At 41.4% G+C, this 23,480-nt stretch carries 19 protein-coding genes; 14 read left to right on the top strand and 5 right to left on the bottom strand.

Translation table 11 applies throughout. The annotated features are described in order from the left end of the window. Positions 1–174: 174 nt before the first annotated feature. From rnpA to jag, 3 genes are read left to right on the top strand one after another with little or no spacing between them, the layout of a single operon-like run. A complete protein-coding gene (rnpA, locus tag UE46_RS16175) occupies positions 175–528 on the top strand; it encodes a ribonuclease P protein component (protein WP_036061009.1) in 354 nt (117 codons plus the stop codon). A 42-nt stretch (positions 529–570) separates the two neighbouring features. Further along, the gene (gene yidC / locus UE46_RS16170; RefSeq protein WP_036061007.1) at positions 571–1,434 is read left to right on the top strand and encodes a membrane protein insertase YidC; all 864 of its coding nucleotides are present in this window, start codon (positions 571–573) and stop codon (positions 1,432–1,434) included. After that, the gene (jag, locus tag UE46_RS16165) at positions 1,431–2,051 is read left to right on the top strand and encodes an RNA-binding cell elongation regulator Jag/EloR (RefSeq protein WP_036061004.1); all 621 of its coding nucleotides are present in this window, start codon (positions 1,431–1,433) and stop codon (positions 2,049–2,051) included. Before yidC ends, jag begins: the two co-directional genes overlap by 4 nt. 58 nt (positions 2,052–2,109) lie before the next feature. On the opposite strand, the gene UE46_RS16160 is transcribed toward jag, so the two are convergent. Next, positions 2,110–4,671, bottom strand: a complete 2,562-nt coding sequence (locus UE46_RS16160; protein WP_036061002.1) for a metallophosphoesterase — start codon at positions 4,669–4,671, stop codon at positions 2,110–2,112. A gap of 1 nt (position 4,672) precedes the next feature. Further along, positions 4,673–5,932 carry a class I SAM-dependent methyltransferase gene (locus tag UE46_RS16155; protein WP_036060999.1) on the bottom strand — a complete coding sequence of 420 codons (1,260 nt, stop codon included), beginning with the start codon at positions 5,930–5,932 and terminating at the stop codon, positions 4,673–4,675. A gap of 253 nt (positions 5,933–6,185) precedes the next feature. Between UE46_RS16155 and UE46_RS16150 the strand changes: the two genes are divergently transcribed. The 6 genes from UE46_RS16150 (at position 6,186) to UE46_RS16125 (ending at position 12,453) form a co-directional block, all read left to right on the top strand. Beyond that, complete coding sequence (locus UE46_RS16150) at positions 6,186–6,851, top strand: aquaporin (protein ID WP_036060997.1); 666 nt, start codon at positions 6,186–6,188, stop codon at positions 6,849–6,851. A gap of 114 nt (positions 6,852–6,965) precedes the next feature. Then, complete coding sequence (locus UE46_RS16145; protein WP_036060995.1) at positions 6,966–7,388, top strand: MarR family winged helix-turn-helix transcriptional regulator; 423 nt, start codon at positions 6,966–6,968, stop codon at positions 7,386–7,388. 11 nt (positions 7,389–7,399) lie between these two features. Continuing rightward, complete coding sequence (locus tag UE46_RS16140) at positions 7,400–8,548, top strand: MFS transporter (protein WP_051492932.1); 1,149 nt, start codon at positions 7,400–7,402, stop codon at positions 8,546–8,548. Between the two features lie 327 nt (positions 8,549–8,875). Further along, positions 8,876–9,964, top strand: coding sequence for a 3-phosphoserine/phosphohydroxythreonine transaminase (serC, locus tag UE46_RS16135; RefSeq protein WP_036060990.1), 1,089 nt, complete (start codon positions 8,876–8,878; stop codon positions 9,962–9,964). Further along, positions 9,957–11,144, top strand: coding sequence for a phosphoglycerate dehydrogenase (locus UE46_RS16130; RefSeq protein WP_036060989.1), 1,188 nt, complete (start codon positions 9,957–9,959; stop codon positions 11,142–11,144). Before serC ends, UE46_RS16130 begins: the two co-directional genes overlap by 8 nt. Before the next feature lie 67 nt (positions 11,145–11,211). Next, on the top strand, positions 11,212–12,453 hold the full coding sequence (locus tag UE46_RS16125; protein WP_036060987.1) for a DUF1015 domain-containing protein: 1,242 nt from the start codon (positions 11,212–11,214) through the stop codon (positions 12,451–12,453). Positions 12,454–12,521: 68 nt separating this feature from the next. Here UE46_RS16125 and UE46_RS16120 read toward each other — a convergent pair whose 3' ends face one another. Next, complete coding sequence (locus UE46_RS16120) at positions 12,522–14,759, bottom strand: glycoside hydrolase family 65 protein (RefSeq protein WP_118907786.1); 2,238 nt, start codon at positions 14,757–14,759, stop codon at positions 12,522–12,524. A 60-nt stretch (positions 14,760–14,819) separates the two neighbouring features. Further along, the gene (locus UE46_RS16115; protein WP_118907785.1) at positions 14,820–17,150 is read right to left on the bottom strand and encodes a glycoside hydrolase family 65 protein; all 2,331 of its coding nucleotides are present in this window, start codon (positions 17,148–17,150) and stop codon (positions 14,820–14,822) included. Between the two features lie 173 nt (positions 17,151–17,323). Here UE46_RS16115 and UE46_RS16110 point away from each other — a divergent pair, with 173 nt between their 5' ends. Continuing rightward, complete coding sequence (locus tag UE46_RS16110) at positions 17,324–18,082, top strand: DUF1189 family protein (protein ID WP_036060985.1); 759 nt, start codon at positions 17,324–17,326, stop codon at positions 18,080–18,082. 20 nt (positions 18,083–18,102) lie between these two features. On the opposite strand, the gene UE46_RS16105 is transcribed toward UE46_RS16110, so the two are convergent. Beyond that, positions 18,103–19,116 carry a LacI family DNA-binding transcriptional regulator gene (locus UE46_RS16105; protein ID WP_036060983.1) on the bottom strand — a complete coding sequence of 338 codons (1,014 nt, stop codon included), beginning with the start codon at positions 19,114–19,116 and terminating at the stop codon, positions 18,103–18,105. A 180-nt stretch (positions 19,117–19,296) separates the two neighbouring features. On the opposite strand from UE46_RS16105, the gene UE46_RS16100 reads away from it, so the two are divergent. The 4 genes from UE46_RS16100 to pgmB all read left to right on the top strand — a co-directional run bounded on the left by UE46_RS16100 (position 19,297) and on the right by pgmB (position 23,430). Further along, complete coding sequence (locus UE46_RS16100; protein WP_036060982.1) at positions 19,297–20,568, top strand: ABC transporter substrate-binding protein; 1,272 nt, start codon at positions 19,297–19,299, stop codon at positions 20,566–20,568. Positions 20,569–21,004: 436 nt separating this feature from the next. Beyond that, positions 21,005–21,928, top strand: a complete 924-nt coding sequence (locus UE46_RS16095; protein ID WP_036060977.1) for a carbohydrate ABC transporter permease — start codon at positions 21,005–21,007, stop codon at positions 21,926–21,928. Continuing rightward, complete coding sequence (locus UE46_RS16090) at positions 21,925–22,749, top strand: carbohydrate ABC transporter permease (RefSeq protein ID WP_036060976.1); 825 nt, start codon at positions 21,925–21,927, stop codon at positions 22,747–22,749. Before UE46_RS16095 ends, UE46_RS16090 begins: the two co-directional genes overlap by 4 nt. A 21-nt stretch (positions 22,750–22,770) precedes the next feature. Beyond that, positions 22,771–23,430: a beta-phosphoglucomutase gene (pgmB, locus tag UE46_RS16085; RefSeq protein ID WP_036060974.1), complete on the top strand. Its 660-nt coding sequence runs from the start codon at positions 22,771–22,773 to the stop codon at positions 23,428–23,430. Positions 23,431–23,480: the final 50 nt, after the last annotated feature.

Here is a 23,480-nt window from a genome sequence, read left to right as displayed (position 1 = left end):
CAGTGGTTTTTTTATTGAGGGGGTAGTAGACCTTAATGAAGAATCGGAGCAGAGTGAACCGTTAATTCATCAGTAACTTCCTATTTAGATAATACAGGAATCGGGGCTGATGGATTAACTGGGGTGCGCGAGGCTCTTTTTAGCAAGATATTTTGGTTAGAAGATGGAGATTTTATGAAAAAAGCATATCGTATTAAAAAAGATGATGAGTTTCAACGTGTATTTAAAAAAGGAAAATCATTCGCGAATCGTCAGTTTGTCGTCTACATATTTAAAAGGGAAGATTTGGCGCATTTTCGAATTGGGCTTTCTGTGAGTAAAAAAATTGGAAACGCTGTCGTACGTAATCATATTAAACGACGTATTAGGCAATCCTTTCATGAATTGAATGAGCAAATCGTTCAAGGTTATGATTATATTATCATCGCCAGAAAACCGGCGGCCAATATGGATTTTCATGAGATTAAGAAAAGTTTGACGCATGTTTTGAAATTGTCAAAAGCTTTGAAGCAAGGTCAAAGGAAATGATTTTATGAAAAAAATACAGGCGGAGAGTGGAGGTAGCACTATTTGAAGAAGAAAATGCAATTGAAGAAGAAGTTGCTCTTAGTGGGATTGATGGTTGGACTTATGGCTGTTTTAGCGGGCTGTGGCGTGTCAACATCACCGATCACATCTGAGTCTACAGGATTTTGGAGCCATTACATTGTCTATCCATTATCAGAAGTAATTATTTGGTTTGCGAATCTATTTGGTGGCAACTACGCGATGGGGATTATCATGACAACTGTTGTGATCCGACTGCTTATTATGCCATTGATGATCAAACAGCTGAAGAGCCAAAAAGCTATGACAGCGATGCAACCGCAAATTAAAGAACTGCAAGAAAAATACAAATCAAAAGATAACGAAACAAAACAAAAGCTACAACAAGAAACAATGCGTCTATATCAAGAGAACAATGCAAATCCAATGATGGGTTGTTTACCGTTATTGATTCAAATGCCGATCTTACTTGGATTCTACCAAGCGATTAGCCGGACAGCCGAGATTAAGACACAGGATTTCTTGTGGATGACACTAGGCGATAAAGATCCGTATTTCATTTTACCGATTTTAGCAGCTCTAACGACATTTATTTCTTCTAAATTGTCGATGATGGGCCAAACACAACAAAATAAATCGATGAACATGATTATCTACTTCATGCCATTGATGATTCTTTTCGCGGGTATCAGTTTACCGTCAGCGTTGGCACTTTACTGGGTTGTCGGAAACGTATTTACGATTTTCCAAACAATGTTAATTAATAATCCATTCAAGGCGAAACGCGAAGCTGCGGCTTTGGAAGAGGCTAAGAAGGAAGAAGAAAGACTTAAAAAGAAAGCAGCGACAATGTCTGCATCGAAAAAGGGAGGTAAGAAGAGAAAGTGAGAGATATAACTGCGCAAGGCCAAACCGTTGAAGAAGCAATTCAAAACGCGTTGAAGGACTTAGGCACAACGCGGGAAAAAGTAGACGTGGAAATCATGGACGCTGGTAAAAAAGGTATTTTCGGAATTGGTTCAAGGCTCGCGATGGTCAAGGTCATCGAGAAACATAACCAAATTGAAACTGCTGTTCAGTATGTGATTGACGTGGCTACAAAAATGGGTGCGGAAGTATCCGTTGATGTCTCTGAACAAGGTAAGGAAGTCAGCATCCAAGTGTCGGGAAATAACCTAGGCCTGCTGATTGGAAAACATGGTCAGACGTTAAACGCATTGCAATATTTGACGCAACTGATCGCCAATAAAGACACAACACAGTACAAAAATGTTGTTGTGAATGTTGGAGATTATCGGGAACGTCGTTATGAAACACTAGCTTTATTGGCTAAGAAAATGGCTGATAAAACTGTAAAGACGCGCCGAGTTGTTCATTTGGAGCCGATGCCTTCGTTTGAAAGAAAGACAATTCATGCGATTTTAAGCGAAGATAAGCGTGTGGAAACACATTCAGAAGGTCGCGAACCATATCGTTATATTGTGATTAAGCCTGTAAAAGGATAAAAAGAAGCTTCTCCGTTTTTCGCGGGGAAGCTTCTTTTTGTATGTTTCACGTGAAACATTATAATCGGGGGTCGATATCGCGTTCTTGTTCCACCTCAAAAAGGAGATTTGCAGCCGTTTCATTGAATTTTTGGTTCGTAGGTGAGATTTCTTCCCAGTTTATTTGGAGTAATTTAGAACCTAGAGACCATTCATTGATCGATGTGCGGAGTTTTTTGTTGATATTTTTCTGTTTGATTAGCTTATTGAACTTATGCGGAAATTGGAAGTCATAGCCGTAAATGATCGACAGGTAATCCATGTTGCGAACCTTCATGTAAGGTGCGATATGTGGCGTCAGTTTTTCAGGTTTGATGACGATTCCTTCCATTTTGTTAGTTAATGTGATGGTATGGAAGTACTTCCAGGCGATGGAAAGGGCGTCAGGTTGCGTTAGATCTAGGACTTCAAATGTATCATCATTCAAAAAGCGATACATTTCAGAAGTGGGCCAAGTTGGGATTTGCTCGGTTCCATCATTATAAATGATTTTCAGTACGGAAAAAGCTTTGTAATCTAGATCTGATTCAGCTCCGTAAATTTCTAATTGTTGTTTGTAGGTGGCTAATGCTTCTTGATGCTTCGCTAAGTTTACATGTGTTTGCTTGATTTGATGTAGCGGTTTGTAGTTTTGATAAAGTTGGGAGCCGTATTTGTCGTTTAGTTGCTTCTTGGTGAGCTGTGTTTGATCGGTTTCAAACTCGCTGATGTTATATTGATCAAGCAACGCGGATAGGCTTTCATCAAAACCATGTGATTGTAAAAAGGATAGCTCTGTTTCTAAGGCGGTTTCGATTGGCTGGAACTGTTTTTCGATGAGTTCTTTGCCCAGTGCTTGCCAAGGAAGTAGTTCGCCGTCTAAAATAAGCATTTGAATGTTGTTTTCCGCCATATATGTTGCAAATTGAGATTGTAGTATTTGGTAAATCGGCGTCAAGTCAATATGAGTTATTTTATAGCCGTTTCGACTGACTGCAAAACTAGATTTTGTATTTTTATGCAAGTAGATGTTGCAGCGGGAGCCCATATATTTAGGCTGAAGAACGACCTCGGAAATGCCTTTTTTTGCAAAATACTCCAGTCCTTTTTCTAGGGATTCTAAATTATTTGTTTCGAGATCTTTAGGTGCTGGCGACATGGTTCCAGATACGAAATTTATCTTGTTTTCGCTAATGTAATGGAGACGGCGTAGTGATTCTGTGTCTAACTCGGAAATCGCGACGGTACGTTTTTGTTTAAATAGTTCGGGTAATTCGCCAGCTAATTGTTGATTCTCGGAGTGGACCGATTTGAAAATAGGCTTGCGGTATTTAAGTGTGACCGCGGTTAGGGTATTGCCATGTGCGCATCCGGTGTCGAGGTGTAGCTTATTTTTGATACGAAACGCTTTTTTTGCAGCTACGTGTCCAAAAATATGATACGGATAATTATTCACAGCATCTTGTTCTAAAAATGCGAGCTGTTCTTGAACAGGTTTGGTGCGATCTAAATGGAAATTACGTTGATGACGCATGGAGTTTCCGTCTAGTTTTCCGATATATTTATTTTGGCAAGGGGAGTGCGTGACATAGAAAGATGCCGTTTCGTCGCCAATATAATGGTAGAAAGGTTGTGCTAAATGGAAGAGATCCTCGAATTTCGCGAAAAGTATAGGATCTGCAACAAGATCAGGAATAGAATCGAAGTAATTATCGACAATTTCTTGATTTGCGCCTTTGATTTCGCCCAAAATATATTTATGAACAAAGTTTTCGTGATTTCCCAGTACAAATAAGAAATATTGCTGGTTTTCATGTAGAAATTCGGTGATTTCACGTGTATTTTTTCCTTTATCGATCCAATCGCCAACTAGAACGATTTTACACGGGCTATGCGTGATTTTATTGTCCTCGATTTGTACACCGTGCTTTTGTAGGAGTGATTTTAGCTCGCTGACACACTCATGAACATCACCAATTATCGTGTAGGTTTCATTTGTCGGCAAAATCGTGTCTAAAAAAGCGGTTTTGTTCGTAATTTTTATAGTGTAATCATCTGGCTGTGTCGTGAAATTCTTGGCACGAACGCGATGAATCTGGTTATAGTTTTCACGCGCAATATGAGGGAGAATATCCTTTTTTAGACGCGTGAGATGGTTTGAAATTAGTTTTTTGGAACGTTCGCTTGTGTAGTAGTCTTCGCGATTTCGATAGTCAAAAAGAATAACTTCGAGATTATAGTTGTTCTTTTTGGCAGTTTCTCGGACTTTTTCGCGGAAATCGGCATGAAGCCCTGTTGTATCTAAAATGACAAATTCGGCGTTGATTGGGAATTTTGTCACTAAATCTAGTTTTTTAAATAACATTTCGAAAGTTTGATCGCTTGCTTCGAGCATAATTTGCGCGTATTTATCGTAGTCCTTTCCGAGCATTTCTTGACGGATCGCATCGGAGGATAGGTATTGAATGTTTGCGGGGAAGTTTTTGTCGGGATCTGAAAATTGGAGTTGTGGTAAGAGTATGTTTCGGGCAAATGTTGATTTTCCGCATTCTGTTGGACCGACAAGCATGAATATCGTGTGTAATTTTGTTTTTAATTCCATGTTAGATTTTCTCCCTTCTTAAAATGGCACCTTGTGTTGTGTGAATACCGTTGACTGCGTCGCCAATCTCGTGGAATTCAAGCGAGATATTATCATCATTAACTACTTCCGTAAGCCATGTTTGAAACTCAGCTGTGCTCATTTCCCAATCATGATCATCATGACGGAAGCCTTCGAGACCATAAAACGTATTGAAATCGCTGTTTGGTGTAGTAATAATGAATGTATCGAAATCGATGGCTTGAATGATGTTGCGGATGAGTTTTTTCGCCATTTTTGTATGCATATGTTCGATAACTTCTGTTAAAATAACATCGACTTTCTCGGTAGGAGCGTTTTCTAGAAAAGTTTCTAGAGATGGGTATGTGATGATGTTATCGAGTTCTTTTTTCGCCGCTTTTTTATTGGTTAGGAGTAGCATTTCTGGGTCAATATCGATCGCGTAGTAATCTAGCTTCGTTTTTGCAGCAAAGTGAATCGCGTAAAAGCCCTCGCCACAGCCAATATCAACTATAACTTTATCAAAATTCAGCTGACTTGCGATAAAATTCCGCCTTTGAACGGCAGTGCCACCGAAATCAAATTGAATATCGTATCTATCCGTTGCTTCAAGTTCGGATTTGAATTTATTGAACGTATTTCGTGTGGTTAGAAAATTATGCACAAATAGGTTACGGATGTAGAACGGTGGATCAGTAATCTGGACACTTTTGATGTATTTGGTAAGTAAGTCGTCCGTGATATCCAGGTATTCTTGACTGAAACCCGCAAAAAACAGGCAAAAGAGATTAGACATATGGATCAGATCATAAAGACTAGATTCCGTTGAGATCGTCACGGCCCAATTTTTATCAGCAAGATGGGTGGTTTCGAAAGTATAGTTAGGCATATATTTTTGAAAAAACTCAATGTAGTGAGAGCGACGGATGTAGAGCATATTAATGTGGAACTGGTGTGTGAATCCTGGAAGGTCTCGCGAGTCACGTTCTTTTAAAGAAAAGAATTCACCTAAAGCATTTAGCGGGAAAATGTTCGAATTGTAGCGGGAAAGATTGAGGTATTCAAAATTCTCATCTCGATACTTTTTATAGGAAATCTCATTATCAGCGTCTTTAAAATAGACATTATAGGTGTCAGGTGAGGAGTACCAACCGTGTGCGGTACCTTTGCGCATTTGACGAAGGATCATACCAGAGTCGGGATTCTTCTTAATAAGGAAAGAAAAGTCTGGATTTGTAGATTTAATTTGAATAATGGCCATTAGGGTCTCCTTTATTTTCAATGTTTCACGTGAAACATGGTAGTATTTTATTTATGAATATTTGGAAGTGCGAGCACCACTTTTGCATCGATACAACATAATTATACACTTTTTCTTAGAAGTAAGCGTTTTTTTAGGTAAATAAATCAATTTCTCCTGAAATGTGCAAAATATTACTAAAATAGTTGTTTACAATTTGCCAATTTAGAGGTATATATAATAAGTGCGTAAATTTTCAAAAGGAGGAGAACACATGAGTAAAAAATTATTTGCTGAATTTATCGGAACTTTTGTTTTGGTTTTATTCGGTACAGGTACTGCTGTTTTAGGCGGCGGAATTGAAGGAATTGGAACGCTTGGAATTGCGATGGCATTTGGTTTGTCAATCGTTGCGATGGCGTACAGCATTGGGACTATTTCTGGATGTCACGTGAATCCAGCTGTTTCCGTTGCGATGTTCTTGAACAAGAGAATTTCAGGTAGCGAGTTAGTAGGATATATTGTGGCGCAAGTAGCAGGTGCGATTGTTGGTACCGTTACATTGCTTTCATTCTTAAATCTTTCTGATATGTCTACAAAAAACTTAGGTCAAAATGGATTTGGAAATATCGGTGCAGGCGGTGCGTTTTTAGTAGAAGCAATTTTAACTTTCGTATTCGTTTTAGTTATCATCGTCGTTACTGGTAAAAAAGGAAATCCTGCGTTCGCTGGTCTAGTTATCGGCTTGACTCTAGTTTTAATTCACTTATTAGGTATTCCGTTGACAGGAACTTCTGTTAACCCGGCTCGTAGTATTGGTCCAGCTTTATTTGCTGGCGGTGAAGCTTTATCTCAATTGTGGGTGTTTATTTTAGCGCCTATCGTTGGTGGTTTAGTCGCTGCGATTGTTGGTAAATTTGCTTTAGATAGTGAAAAATAAGTTTTAATTTAGAGGTGTGATAATGGTTTTATGCTGTTATCATATCTTTTTTGTGATATAGTTGTTATGACAATGATTGTTGTAACAACTTAATTGAGGAAAGGTGAATCTAACATGCGGGAATTTTATGATGGCATTACGTTTCGGACAAATGTGGTGGCGAAAAAGGCTAGTCTTGGATTACAACATGCTTTGGAGCGCTTTGAAGTGACGCCAGAGCAGTGGTCGGTTTTGAATGTGGTGGATCAAAAGGCGCCGATTTCTCAGCGGCATGTGGCTGATTTTGCGGAAAAAGATGCACCGACTGTGAACCGGATTATCGATGTGCTTGTTCGGAAAAATTTGATGACGAAAATGGTGGACGAGAAGGATCGGCGGATTACGTTATTATCTCTTTCTATAGAAGGAAAACAAAAAGTGCAACTGATTCGAAATGTGGTGGAGGAGACGTGTGCGCATTTTTATCAAGGGATATCGGATGTAGAACTTGCAACATATTTGGATATTTTAGCGCGGATTGAAAATAATTTAGAGTGAGAAGGGATTTTTTGAAGGCGAAGTTGTGGACGAAAGATTACGTTATTTTATTGATTTCTAGTTTATTTTTATATATTGGTTTTCAAATTTTCATGCCTACTTTACCGGCGCAGATTATTAAACTTGGAGGTACGGAAACCCAGGCGAGTTTGGCGGTGGGCTTATTTTCGTTGGTAGCTTTATTTATGCGAGTTATTGCAGGAGGGCTAAATGATCGTTTTGGTGCGAAAATAATGATTTTGGTTGGCTTTTTTGTATTGATTGCGGTTACGGTGAATTTTTATTGGTCAACGGTTGTATCGGCGCTTCTGGTGCTACGATTATTTCATGGCGTCGGTTGGGGGATTACAACAACTTCCATTGCGACTGGTGTTTCGACACTTGTGCCACCGAATCGGACGGGGGAAGGTATTGGTTTTTATGGATTGACGACGGCACTTGGGATGTCGCTTGCACCGATTATTGCGATTATTTTGATGAACCAGTTTTCGTTTAATTTTCTGATTGGGTTCTCGATTGTGTTGATGGTATTGGTGTTTATATTGGTAACAAGACTTCAAATGCCAAAACAGGAGATCGTTGTGAAACATAAAATGCAATTGTTCGATAAGGGGGCGTTATTGCCTGCATTGCTGTGCATGTTGATGGCGTTTCCGTTAGGTGGAATTCAGACGTTTATGATGATTTATGGACTGGAATTACACGTGAAAATGGTCTGGATTTTCTTTGTCGGGCAGGCAATTATGGTATTAATAAGTCGTGTTTTTGCAGGGCGATTATATGATTCGAAAGGACATCGGGTCGTTATTATTCCTGGAATCCTACTGATGGGCATTGGATTATGGTGGTTGTCATTTGCAACAGGAGCTTGGACTTTGTTCGGAGCTTCGCTATTCTTCGGTCTCGGTTATGGAATGGTGCAACCTTCATTACAGGCTTTGGCGGTGGATCGTGCGGCACCTGATAAAAAAGGTATCGCAAATGGGACATTTTTGTCAGGGATGGATGTCGGGATGGCGCTTGGTAGTTTTGGACTGAGTTTTATTGCAGCCAATTATAGTTATGCAATGATGTATCGTTGGTCGATTGTGACTTTGGTGATTTTTTTAGCAATATATTTGATTGTATTCCGATCTAGGCGATTATTACCCGGGAAATAATTGTTTAATAAAATTTATTTGAAATAGGGTTGGAAGTAGTGTCACTAGGTTTTTAGCCATATGATGACGCTTTCTTCCGATTTGACAATAAAAACACGCAGAATAAGTTCAATTTGTCTGAAAATATTCGTATTTTCTGATATAATGTATCCAAGTGTTAGGAGTAAGTATTTATTCGTGGGTTTGATTAGACTGTAAATGGGAATGAGATACATAGGTGAACTCCAAAGTAGGCTTTTCGCGACACTTATAAGGCTTGTCACAGTTTTTGTATTAAAAGATCATAGTTGTAGGTTGGAAATACGATTGGAACAGGAGAGATGTTTAGTGAAAAGAGCGTATAATTTTTCAGCAGGACCTGCGATTATGCCCGTACCGGTTTTAGAGAAGGTGCAGGAGGAGTTATTATCGTACAAGGGTTCAGGAATGTCAGTAATGGAATTAAGTCATCGTTCGGATTTGTTTGAGGAAATCCTTGCGGGAGCAGAATCGCTATTGCGTGAATTAATGCACATCCCCGAAAATTACAAAATCTTATTCTTGCAAGGCGGGGCTAGTCTGCAATTCAGCATGGTACCAATGAATTTGATGGCTGGCAAGACGGCTTATTATGTCAATACAGGGTCATGGTCTGAAAAAGCGATAGAGGAAGCGGCTAAAATTGGTGATGTTGAAGTTTTGGCGTCGTCCAAAGATAAGAATTTCAGTTATATTCCAGAGATACCGCGTGTGCCGTCCGATGCGGCTTATTTGCATATTACGACAAATAATACGATTGAGGGTACGGCGATTTTCACACCTCCTGAAACGGGTGATGTGCCGCTTGTCGCGGATATGTCTTCCAATATTTTGTCGAGTGTGTACGATGTGAGCAAGTTTGGCTTGATTTATGCAGGAGCTCAGAAAAACATTGGTCCTGCGGGTCTCACGATCGTTATTGTTCGAGAGGATTTGATTGGAAATGTAGCTGGTTTGCCGGCAATGCTTGATTACGAGGTTCAGACGAAGAATGGTTCGATGTACAATACGCCAGCGACTTTTGCGATTTATGTGTCGAAGTTGGTTTTTGAATGGATTAAGGAGCAAGGTGGCGTGGCGGGAATCGAGGCGCTGAATAGGAAGAAAGCTGGACTTTTATATGATTATTTGGATGCGTCATCGTTGTTCTCGTCTCCTGTAAACAAGGCTGATCGCTCGCTTACGAATGTGCCGTTTGTGACGGGTTCAGCGGATTTAGATGCCTTATTTATTAAAGAAGCGGAGGAACTTCACTTTGAAAATTTGAAGGGACATCGCTCGGTTGGTGGTATGCGCGCAAGTATCTACAATGCATTTCCGTATGAGGGTGTTGAAGCATTGACGACTCTGATGGGAAAATTTGTAGCGACTCATAAAGGGGGAGAAATACATGTTTAATATTCAGACTTTCAATGCGATTGCGAAAGAAGGATTACGTAAGTTCGATGTGGAGAAGTACTTAATTGACGGGAATCAAGTACCGGATGGTATTTTACTGCGAAGTTATGATCTGCATGATTTTGATTTTCCAGAGAGTGTGAAAGCCGTTGCTAGAGCAGGTGCGGGAGTGAACAATATTCCTGTTGACGCATGTTCGGATAAGGGAATCGTGGTTTTCAACACGCCTGGCGCGAATGCAAACGCGGTGAAAGAGCTGGTATTAGCGAGTTTATTTATGGGTGCGCGGCCGATTCTGGAAGGTTCAGAATGGGTGAAAACGCTTGATGGTGAGGATATTGAGAAAAAGGTTGAAGCTGGGAAGAAGAAGTTTGCTGGGACTGAACTGGCTGGGAAACGACTTGGAATCATCGGTTTAGGCGCGATTGGTGCGCTTGTGGCGAATGATGCGTTGGCGCTGGGCATGGATGTTGTCGGTTATGATCCTTATGTTTCGGTCGATACGGCTTGGCGGATTTCGAAGGAAGTGGAACGCGCGATGACGCTGGAGGAAGTTTTAGCAACGTGTGATTATTTGACGGTGCATGTGCCGTTGAAGGATAATACGGCGGGCATGTTCAACCGGGAAACGTTGCAATTGCTGAAACCGAGCGCGGTCTTGCTGAATTTTTCACGTGGGGAATTAGTGGATGAGGATGCGATGGTTGATGCGCTTAATGCTGGCCAATTGCGCATGTACATTACGGATTTTGCGAAAGAATCGTTTATTCAGCATCCGCGCGTGGAAGTATTGCCTCATTTAGGAGCTTCGACGGAAGAAGCGGAGACGAACTGTGCTAAAATGGCAGCGAAGGAATTGGCGTACTTTTTAGAGACTGGAAGCATCAAGAATTCTGTGAACTTTCCAAATGTGGATATGCCTTATAATGGACATCCACGCCTGGCGGTATTTCATCATAATGTACCGAATATGGTTGGACAGGTCACGACGGAACTGGCAAATGGATCGATCAATATTTTGGACATGACGAATCGCAGTAAAGGCGATTATGCGTATACACTGATCGATATGGAAAAAGGTGCGCAGGCGAATTTGGCAGTTGTGGAGAAGAGTCTTGGCGCGATTCCAGGCGTGATTCGTGTTCGTGTGATCGAACCTGCTGGTGTGACGGCTTATTAGGATAAAATGAATAGCTGCGATAGTTTTTCTGTCGTAGCTATTTTTATAAAATAAGGAGGGAATTTTTGTGGTGAAAATTAGAGCTTTTAAGGCGATTAGACCGAGTTCGGATGTCGTGAATGATGTGGCGTCATTGCCGTACGATGTGTTGAATACGGAGGAGGCGCGGGAACTTGGTGATGCGAACCCGTTGTCATTTTTACATATTGATAAGGCGGAGATTGATTTGGCGAAAGATGTATCGCCGTATGATGCTTCGGTTTATGGGCAGGCGTCGGCGAATTTGACGGCGTTTCAGGACAAGGAATGGCTTACGAAGGATGCGACGCCGAAATTATATTTGTATCAACTGGTGATGAATGGGCGACCGCAGACGGGGCTTGTGACGTGTACGGCGATTGATGATTATGTGAGTGGTGCGATCAAGAAACATGAGTTGACGCGTGAGGAGAAGGAGCTTGACCGGATTCGCCATGTGGATGTGACGGATGCGAACACGAGTCCAATCTTCTTGACGTATCGGTCGAATGCGGCGGTTAATGAGGTTGTGGATGCTTGGATTGGTAGTCATGATCCTGTGTATGATTTTGATAGTTTTCATGATGTGACGCATCGGATTTGGACGGTGGATGACGCAGACGTGGTAAATAAGCTTACAGAGGCGTTTGAGGAGATTCCGGCGCTTTATATTGCGGATGGGCATCATCGTACGGAATCGGCTGTGAAGGTAGGATTGAAGCGTCGGGAGGAGTTTCCTGATGCTGGTGCGAACGCAGAATTTAACTTCTTCTTATCGGTGTTATTCCCGCAAGATCAATTGGAGATTCTGGATTATAATCGGGTTGTTGATGTGCCGATTGCGCCTGATTTCTTAGAGCAAATCGCGCTAAAATTCGATGTAGAGAAGGTCGGGAAAGAGGCGTATAAACCAGCGATACCAAACACGTTTGGGATGTATTTGGATGGCGCTTGGTACGGTTTAAAAGTGAAGCCTGAGTTTGCTGGTGGAGACGTGATTGCGAGCTTGGATGTTTCTATTTTGGCGGATCAGGTATTGGAACCGCTGTTTGGTATTAAGGATATTCGTCGTGATGACAGGATTAATTTCGTTGGTGGGATTCGTGGACTTGCGGAGTTAGCGAAGTTGGTGGACGCTGGAAAATATACAGTTGCGTTCTCGATGTATCCGCCGACGATGGATAATCTACTTGATGTTGCAGATGCTGGTGCGATTATGCCACCGAAATCAACTTGGTTTGAGCCGAAGTTATTGAGTGGATTGTTTGTACATGATTTAGAGAGTAAATAATAGATATATGAAAAAGCGCGTTCTAGTTTCGCATTAGAACGCGCTTTTTCGATGTTTCACGTGAAACATTATAATTGAATTGGATTCCCATCAGAAAATAATTGGATGGAATTGCCTTGAATTAGGGTGAAATTTGTCCCAGAGGTTGTCGTTTGAACTTCAATGATGCGACCTTGGAATGTGATGCGGAATTGATAGCCAGTCCATTTGTCAGGTAGGCGTGGTTGGAAATGGAGTTCGCCATTTTTAATTCGTAAGCCAGCAAACCCATAGACAATTGTTAACCAACTTCCAGCCATCGCAGCTGTGTGTACGCCATCTTTTACGTTGTGATGGTAGTCGTCAAGATCCGTTCTAGCTGTATAGTAAAAGAAGGATACCGCTTGCTCCATTCGACCGAGTTCAGCTGCAATAATCGCATGAGTTGCTGGTGAAAGGGATGAATCGTGTGTAGTTAGAGGTTCATAATAGTCATAGTTGACCTGTTTTTCCTCATCTGAAAATCGTTCGCTTTGTAAAACCATCGCAAGAATAAGATCAGCTTGTTTCAAAACCTGTTTTTGATATATTTTCATGGGATGGAAGTGGAGTAATAATGGATATTGATCTTCGCGTGTGGTTTCAAAAGGCCATTTCCCTTTGTTTAAGAAAGAATCATCTTGACCGATTAGTGCAGAATTTGTGCGATGAATATACATATTTTTAGCTGCAAGAGTCCAATTTTTAATCTCTATGTCACTAATGTTGAACTTGATCCGCGCTTCATCGGTAAGTGAGGTGAGCAGGAATTCGAGCTGATCTTTCACCATCATATTTGTATAGGTGTTGTTGTTTATCAGCGCGGTATACTCATCTGGTCCAGTCACACCATTGATTGTAAAGCCACGGCCCTCCACAAAATCACCGTAATCCATGTAAAAACGGCTAGTTTCAATTAGCATCTCAAGGCCTTTTTCATTGAGGAAATCTGTGTCGTTGGTAACCTCAGTATATAATTTCAAGGCATGCATAATATCTGCATTAATATGAATTTGTGCGGTTCCAGCTGGATAATAGGCAGAGGCTTCTTCACCGTTGATAGTACGCCATGGGAAAAGTGCACCGGAACATGCTAGATCGCGAGCTCGTTTTTTGGCATTCGGCAATATACTATAGCGATATTCGAGCAATTTCTTCGCGATTTCGGGTTGGGTAAATGCGAAAAATGGGAAAATGAAAATCTCGGTATCCCAGAAATAATGCCCTTCATAACCTTCACCGGTCACGCCTTTAGCTGCAATATTTGTCCTACCATCGCGCCCAACGGATTGGAGCAAGTGGAAGGCATTGAATCTGAGCGCTTGTTGCAACGCGTCATCGCCAGTAACTCCAATATCAGCCCGATTCCAAAATAGATCAAGATAATCCACTTGTTCTTGTACAAGTTGTGCAAATCCAGCTTTCGAGGCTTTTTCAAGTTCTGTGCAAAGTGTTTGGATATTATCTTTTTCAGAGGTAGCATAACCAATGAATTTTGAGATTTCTATGGATGTTGAACCGTCAAATTGCCATGATTCTGACCAAAAATCTTGTTTTTGCGATACAGAACCTGGAATACTGTGCTTGATACCGCTAGCAATTTCTAGTTTGGAAGAAGTAGTACGCTGAAATAAACCAAGTATACCGCTTTGTTGAATCACTTTTTCTGTGTTTAGAACTTGCCCTGAAAAAGCAGCTCCAGCACGTGGATCGCCATCATGTTCTTGATTTGTTACAGCGCCTTGGAGGGAAGATGTGACTTGGATGTCCGCAGCCATGAAATTTACTGGCTGAATGTTGATTTTAATGGCCGCTACGTGCTTTCTGGTGAATGAGGCTAATCGAGAAAATATGATTTTAAGCTGTTTTCCTGTTTTTTCAGAGGTCCACGTGAATTGTCGCTCGAATAGGCCGGTTTTAAAAGAGAGTTTTCGAGAGTAGTCCGTTATTTTACCGCTGAATAGTGTTATTTTCTCCCCATCTACTGTTATTTCAAACGGTAATGCGTTAGGGACATTTAGAATGGTTTGGTGATTTTCGGCATAACCATAAGCTGCTTCTCCATAAATAATCGGTGCCGTTTCGTAAAAACCATTGATGTAGGTTCCTGGAAGCGTGTGGTTTTCAAGCTCAGGCATGGTTTCTTCGGTGCAACCACGAATCCCGATATAGCCATTCCCGACGGTGAAAATGGTCTCGCTACGTTGGTTTGTTTCTAAAGTATACTCGGATTCGGATACCTGCCAGTTTTCGATTGGATAAATGATACTTGGGTTGATTTTTTTCATATTACACCTCACAAAATTAGTGAAAGGAGCAAGAACCAGATTGGCTTGCTCCTTCAATTTTTAGTTATTTGTAAATGTTGTATTGGCTAAAATTGATATTTCAGTGCCATTTAGTGTTAACTGAACGTCATTATTTGATGTATTTGTTATTTTGATAGTATCTTTTGTGACGTTGATTAGCAAGCGGGAGCCTTTCCAGTAAATCGGAAATTGTAGCGCTGTCCATTTCTCTGGAAGATGCGGGTGTAGGTAGAGTTTACCATCAAGCATACGGACGCCGCCGAAACCGTTAACGACCACTTGCCAAATGCCACCGATTGATGCGGAGTGAATGCCGGGATCACTCGATTTCATGTTCTGACCAAGATCAATGCGACTTGCTTTTTCAAACATGGAGTAAGCCAGTTCTTTATCGCCTAAATCGGATGCTAAAATACTATGTGTGGCGCGGCTCAAGGATGAATCGTGTAGTGTTTTTGGTTCGTAATAATCCCAGTTTGCTTGCTTCACTTCTGGTGAAAATTCGTTTTCTAGTAGGTAAAGGAGAATCATGACGTCGGCTTGTTTTGTGATTTGCATATCGTTGACTTGGTCTAGATTGTACTCTAGGAATAGGGCGCCGACTTGTGAAGCTTCTTTATACGGTGTTAGATCAATGATTTTTTTGGATAAATAAGTGTCGTCTTGAGGGATTACTAACTCGGAATTCGGCTGTGGTAGGTAGAGTTTGCTTGATTTTTCTTGCCATTTTCGGTAGTTGGTTCTTAAGTCCCATTTGCTTGAAAGTGCTTCTAGTAATGCTGGATTTTCTTGTAGTAGTAGGTCGTAATAGTGGATCGCTTTTTCTAAATTCCAGTGTGCCATATAGTTCGTAAAGGCGTTGTTATCGACATGCTCCTTGTATTCATCGGGACCGACAACGCCAGTTATTTCATAGTGATCACTATTTTCTTCGAGACGCGATTGCCAGAAAACTGCTGTGGCAAATAGGAGCTCGTAACCGTGTTTTTCCATGAAATCTTGATCGCCAGTGAATTGGTAATATTGCCAAACAGCGAACGCGATGTCAGCGGTGATATGTTGTTCGATGAAACCAGACCAGATTTTCGTCGGTTCGCCAGTGATGATGTCGGCTGCGCCCCAAACTGGGGTTACTTCACCGTCTTCAAGCCAAGCGGATTCCCACGGGAACATAGCGCCTTCGTAATTGTTCTCTGCTGCTTTGCGGACCGCGCCAGGTATGGAAAGGAAACGATATTCTAGGAGTTGGCGGGCGATTTTTGGATTGGATGTTGTGAAAAATGGTAACACAAAAATTTCGGTATCCCAGAAAGCATGACCTTTATAACCTTCGCCGGAAAGGCCTTTCGCGCCAATATTCATGCGGTTATCATGCGCTGGCGTCATGCCTGTTAGGTGATAAACGGCAAATCGGATCGCAAGTTGGTCGAAATCAACGCCTTCGATTTGAATCGGGTATTGTTCCCAAATGTTAGTGCGCCATGCTTTGCGGTGAGCTTGGAATAAAGTATCGTAGTTTGGAACGGTAGCAAAAGAGGCGAGTGCTGTATCAACGTTTTCCCAATCTCTATCGCGACTTGTATACACGCCAGATATTTTTTCAATGGTGATCGTTTCATTCTTTTTAATCGTTTCTGGTTCAAATGTTGTAAAAATCTTACGACGATCCATGAAAATGGTGTTTTTCGGTGTAAATGTGTCATTTTCTAGGGTGAATTCATGACGGGTAAAATGCGCAAAATCAATATTAGATTCGGTGGTATGTGCTTCAAGTTTCATGATTTTTTGATCGTATAAACGAAGGACGCCTTCTTTGAAATGCTGCGTACCAGTGTTAGTTATTTGACCGTTGATGCCAGAGTTTAATTTTAGCGTAAGGTCTCTTGAAAGAGGTGTAATCGCGACTTTTTGAGCAATAATGTGCTTATTATCTAGGGAGACGAAGCGGGTGAAAAAAAGTTTATACTCGTCACCTGATGGGGAGCGCCAATGGATTTGACGTGATAGCTCGGCATCTTTTAGGTTGAGCGTGCGATCGAAATCTAGAATTTCACCATCTGTGAGCTGGAATGTCTCGCCGTTGAGTGTGAGCGCCATTTCGGTCATATCCGCCGCGTTTGGCAATTCGGTGACTTCTTTATCTCCGAGGAACTTATTGAATGTCCCGGCCACAAAATTACCGCGGACTTCTTTAGAATAGCGTTCTTCTGTCGCTGAACGTAGTCCCATATAGCCATTTCCTAAACTGAAAACGGCTTCGACTTTGCCGAGTGTCTCGGGATTGAAGCGTGTTTCAGTGATGAGCCAATTATTTAATTCTCCTGTACCTTTATCGTATTTTAAAGCCTGAATATCATTTTTTAATAGCATATTAGCATCCTTTCGTAGCACATAATTATAAATGAATGGGTAACGCTTTCTTTTGATTCACATTTTATACGAAACGTTTCGGAAAGTCAAATTAATTTTTATGATTGATTTAAATAATATAATGGTTTAATATGATTTTTAAGAGTAAATAACGTTTTGGATGTGAAGTGGAAATGGGAATAATCGAGCAGTTTCAACAGAGTTTATTTTTCCAATGGAAAGCAATTGGGAAGTGGAAACCTCAAAGTATTTGGAAATCGTTTTTTTATTTGCTGTGTTTGGTGTTGATTTCATCCCTTATTTTGAGTTTTTCTAGTTTTTCGAAGACGTCAAAATTGGATTATGAGGCACTTTTGACGGAAATGGAGCCATTTGTGTTATCAGAGCAAGGACTGGATTACGATGGGGAGCCTTTGATTGTTCCCGTTCCAGTTTTTGATGTGACGATTATGATTGGAGATGTGACACAGCGGGCGAAGACGGATTATGTTGTGGAGCTGAAAAAGGATGGATTTAAGTTTGGGAAGAATGGTTTGATGTCGCCAAATACTATGCCGTATAGTAGTTTGCCGATTTGGGGAACGCAGGAGAAATATACAAATACAGATGCGTTGAAGTTGTTGCAGGACAATGAATCACAGGTTAAACAGTTGGCGTTTTTCTACCAGTATGTGAAGGCGTTTTTGCAAGTGATTATTAGTGTAGTGCTGATTTTCGTCATCGCATTGGCATCGATCCCATTTGGGCGCAGTGCATCGGTTAGTTACCAGAGGTTGTGGATGTTCGGGGCTTATGGAATGACGCTACCACTTGTGTTGAAGACGATTCTTAAGTTGACGGGATTCTTTATTCCATATTTCGGGATGATCTACTGGTTTGCGGTTATTATTTTCGTGTTTTTGACGGTTAATAAAATAAAGAGGAGCACCTAAACCAGGCGTTCCTCTTTATTTTAATTTTTAGGACCGCTGGATTCGCGGACGATAAGTTCGTTCTGTAAAACTTGATGGTGTTCGCTTGAAGTCTTGTTGATGATCTCTAAAACAAGCGTTGCCGCGGCTTTTCCGAGTTCAAAAGGGCTTTGTGCCACGGTGCTTAGCGAAGGACTGACGTAGCGGGTTAATAAAATATTATCAAAACCGATGATCGAAAGTTCTTCAGGAACGCTAATTTGCAGTTCGCGAGCGGCTTGTAAAACGCCTAATGCCATGATGTCGCTGGCGCAGAATATCGCGGATACATCCTGTGTTGCAAGTAAGAAATTGAGCGCGGTCTGATAGGCTTTCTCTTCTTCAAAATCACCATAACAAATCAGCTTTTCATCATATGTAATGCCGATTTCGGATAGGGCTTCTTGATAAGCTTTGAAACGAATTTCGCTCACATAGGCGTGTTTGTGGCCATTCATGAAGGCGATTTTCTTGTGTCCTAGACGCGATAAATATTTGATTGCTGTCTTCACGCTTTCTTCTTGATCTGATGTGACAAAACCTGTCGAATCGTTTTCAATTGGAATATCAATAAGGACGGTGGGAAGGTTGCTTGCGACGGCCTCTGTTAAGTAAGGATCGTCTTTTTTCAGACCTTGGATCACGACGCCATCTAGGTTTCGTTCGCCGACGACTTGGCTGAATGTTTTGTTGCGCTGCCTGGATGTGGTCGTGCTGATCAAGATCATTTCGTAGTCTATCGTTGCTACATATTCACTTACGCCACACAATACTTCAAATACAAAATTGTCTTTCACACTTTCTCTTTTTAAGTCGGTTACAAGCAGGCCAATGGTTTTGGATTTCTTTGTAACGAGGCTCTGGGCTAGCATGTTTGGGCTGTATTTTAATTTTTGTGCGGAGGCGCGAATGATAGCTCGTGTCTCTTCATTTACATCGCTATAACCGTTGAGTGCACGCGAAACAGTGGTTACAGAAAAACCGGTGTCTTTCGCAATATCTTTGATTGTTGCCAAAACGTTATACCTCCAATTCTAATTACCATTTATCCCTATTTTAGGCGATATTAGCGAAAGTTACAACTCTAAACATTTATTATTTTAAAAATAAGCGCTTGACATCCGAAACGTTTTGGAATAGAATAACGTTAAATGAATACGCTTTCTTAAATTAGATGAAAAGGAGAGGGAATTTTTATGAAAAAGGTTTTAAAGATGTTGGGAGTAATGATGGCTGTTTTTGCATTGGTGTTTACAGTTGCCTGCGGAAATGGAACGAAAGATAAGGCATCAACAGAGGGGAAAACGGTGACGCTAGGGGTTTGGAAAGGTACAGAAGCGGAGAATACAACACGCAAAAAACTTATTGCAGACTTTGAAAAAGAGTCTGGAATTAAGGTGAAAGAGAAGGTTTACAATGACTACGAAACACAACTTCAGACGGATTTAGTTGGTGGAACAGCACCAGACGTATTTTATGTGGATGCTTATCTTGCACCGAGTTTGATTGATAAGAAAGTTCTGGCACCGCTCGACGATTACATTTCGAAGACGAAAGATTTTAATAAAGATGATTTTTATAAACCTGTTTACAGTGCATTTACAGGCGAAGATAAGGCGCAGTATGGCTTGCCGAAAGATTATTCGACACTTGGAATTTTCTATAACGAGAAGATGTTCGCGGATGCTGGGATTGATCCAAATACAATTCCTACAACGGCTGACAAAATGGGGACTTTCCTTGAAAATTTAAAAGCTAAATTGCCGAAAGACGTTGTTCCTAGTGCCTTCACGGCTGACCTTGCTCGCCAAATGTACATCGCGCAAGCATCTGGAGAACCAATTTTAGATAAAGATGGCTACTCTAATCTGGATAATCCAAAAATTATAACAGCATTACAACCACTAGTAGATTGGTATCAAAAAGGCTTGATTAAACGCCCAGCTGATTTGGGACAAGACTGGTCAGGAGACTCATTTGGAGCTGGAAAAGCGGCGATGATGGTCGAAGGAAACTGGGCAATCGCACATTTAGAGCAGAACTTCCCAGATGTGAAATTTGGAACGAAAGAAGTACCAACGATTGATGGTAAAAAAGGAACGATGGTATTCACGGTGAGTTATTCGATGAACGCGGCAGCAAAAGACAAAGATGCAGCGTGGGAATTGATTCAATATTTCACAGGGAAAACAGGCATGAAGACATGGGCAGAGGGCGCATCAGTATTGCCATCACGCCAATCCGTAGCGAAAGAAATGAAAATTGAGACAGATCCGATTTTAAAACCGTTCGTAGCTGGCGCAGAATATGCGACACCATGGCAAGACGGAACGACACTTTCGATTGTTGCAGACCAATACAAAAACATGCTCCCATCAGCGCTCAAAGGCGAAATGACACTGAAAGAAGCGATGACAAAAGCGACGACGAGTGCGAATAATGATATAAAAACACAATTGAAAAACTGAAAAGCGGAAACAGCCCGTTAGCCTCGACAGAATTTGTTAGGGGGCGCAGATAAATCCTTCTCTTGGATTTTTCGGAGGCACCGAAAATTCCGAGAGGCTGGCTGTTGGAGCTAGATCGCCTGAAAAGCGGAAACAGCCCGTTTAGCTCCGAAAAAAACTGGAGCGGCCGCAATAAAAACCCGCACTTGGTTTTTGTGGAGGGTGTGAAGTTTTCGAGGAGTTGGCTGTTGGAGCTAGATCCGAAGGCGCGGAACATGACTCAAGCACGAATCTCGATATTCTATATCCTCGAGAAGCCCAAACTTCCATAAAAAACAGGAGGCAGCTTCCGAACTTGGCGTCTAAGAGCCACTGATGGATTAAATACTTATCACATTCTCAAGTATATCGAAGCTCTAATTTGGCAAGGAATACCTCAACAAAGGGAGTTGAAAAAATGAATCCAAACAAGTCTAAGCGTAAGGCAAAAGAAGCCGCACAAGGTATCTCTTTCATGTTACCAACAATCATTATCATGACCGTTTTCACATTGATACCAATTATCTACGCATTATTCCTATCTTTAAACAAAGTTAGTCTAGTCGGCGAATCCAGCTACCAGTTTGTTGGGCTGAAGAATTATACTAACGCATTCCAAGATGAGCGTGTCTGGATTGCGCTCAAAAACACAGTACGCTATGTTATTATCGTGGTGCCCTGCCAGACGATTTTGGCGTTATTAATGGCGTCATTACTTAATTCGGGAATTAAATTTCAAAATACATTCCGAACGATCTTTTTCCTACCTACGTTAACGTCGAGCTCGGCGCTGACTATGATATTCATGTTTTTATTCAGTTTAACTGGACCAGTCAATAATATTTTAGTTGATTTTGGCATTCTTAGTGAACCGATTAATTTTATTAATGAAACGCAATTCGCGCTTGGTACGATTATGGTGATGAATATTTGGTCTACTGTGCCGTTTTTCATGACGATTTACTTGGCGGGCTTGCAGGATATTCCGAAAACGATGTACGAGGCGGCGCAGGTGGACGGCGCGAATGCTTGGAAACGTTTGACGCGGATTACAGTTCCTCAGATTGCACCGATTACGAATTATGTCCTTTTAATGGGTATTATCGGCTGTTTTCAACTTTTTGACCAAGCATATATCATTTCTGGTGGGAGTGGTGGCCCGAATAACGCCACATTAACGCTTTCACTCATTATTTATCAGTACGCGTTTAAATCGTTCGATACAATGGGGTATGCTTCGGCAATCGCGATTTTACTGACGATTATCATCTTCGTAGTGTCGATGCTCGCGCGGAAGTTGAATAAAGAAGATGTTAATGAGGACGGAGGTGCGGCATCATGAAGATAAAACGTTTTTGGAAAATCTTAACCTACACGTTGCTAATTGGTTACGGATTAGTGACGCTGTACCCGTTCTTATGGGCGGTGATGGCGTCATTCAAACCTTATAGTGAGATCATCGGTGGCGGACTTTCTTTACTACCGAAAGCGCCGACACTTGAAAATTTCAGCTATATTTTCACGCGAGATCCGCTATTTCCGAGGTGGATATTGAACTCATTTATCATCGCAACTTCTGGAACGATCCTAAATATTATTTTTAATAGTATGGCGGGATATGCACTGGCACGACTCAGTTTTCCTGGAAGAAAGCAGATGTTTTTGATTATTTTAGCGGTGATTATGGTCCCAGCGCAAATTTTGCTTATTCCAAACTATTTAATTATGAAATCGATTGGGATTTTGGATACGTATAATGCACTGATTTTACCAGGTGCCATTAACTTCGGTTACATTTTCATGATGCGTCAATTCTTTGTGAACTTCCCGAAAGAGGTCGAGGAAGCCGCGCAAATGGACGGGCTCAGCCGGACGCAGACGTTTTTCCGAATCGTTTTCCCGATGGCTCAAGCGTCGATCGCAACGCAAGGTGTATTTGTATTTCTCGGTTTGTGGAATGAATTCATGAAACCGTTACTCTATATTACATCCCCAGAAAAATACACGTTGACGCTTGGTTTGCAGTCGTTTCAGACGCAAAATGCGACCCAGTGGAATTATATTATGGCGGCCTCGGTTGTCTCGATTATTCCGATTTTGATTTTATACATTGTTTTGAATAAATATTTCATGAAAGGCGTACGTATCGGTGGTGATAAGTAGGCTTTCCAAAAGGAGTTTAGGATGGAAAAGTTAGAAGGCGTTATTTTTGATTTGGATGGTGTTATTACGGATACAGCGGAGTACCATTACCGTGCTTGGAAAAAGCTTGCAGAGCGGCTTGATATAAAGATCGATCGCGTGTTTAATGAGGAATTAAAGGGCGTTAGTCGGATGGATTCTTTAGATCGGATTTTGGAATATGGAGATCGTTTAGCAGATTTTAATGCCACTGAAAAAAATGAGATGGCGGATTGGAAAAATGAGCTGTATAAAGAGACGATCGTGGATATTAAGCCGAGCGATATTTTACCAGGCATGGAAGCTTTTTTGGATGAGCTAAAACAGGCTGGAATTCGTACTGCAGTGGCTTCTGCATCGAAAAATGCCGAGGTGATTTTGCAGTCATTAGGCATACGTGAGCAGTTTGATTTCGTGGTCGATGCAGCGAAAATTGAGAAATCAAAACCAGACCCTGAGATTTTCTTGAAGGCGCTTGAACTGCTCGATTTACCCGCCGATGTTTGTGTCGGTGTGGAGGATGCGGCCGCTGGTGTGGATTCAATCAAAGATGCTGGAATTCGAGCTATCGGGATTGGCGATGCGACAGTTTTGAGACGTGCGGATGTTGTGCTTGCTGGAACGGATGAACTTCGTTTGGAAACTTTAAAATCATTAGTATAGTTATCGAAAACGCTTTTTGTAAGCTCGCGGAAATAGGCGGGATTTGCAAG

This window comes from Listeria weihenstephanensis, from assembly GCF_003534205.1.
Classification (GTDB): domain Bacteria; phylum Bacillota; class Bacilli; order Lactobacillales; family Listeriaceae; genus Listeria_A; species Listeria_A weihenstephanensis.
Note: the sequence above shows the minus strand (reverse complement) of the source record. Positions and strands in the feature narration are given on the sequence as shown.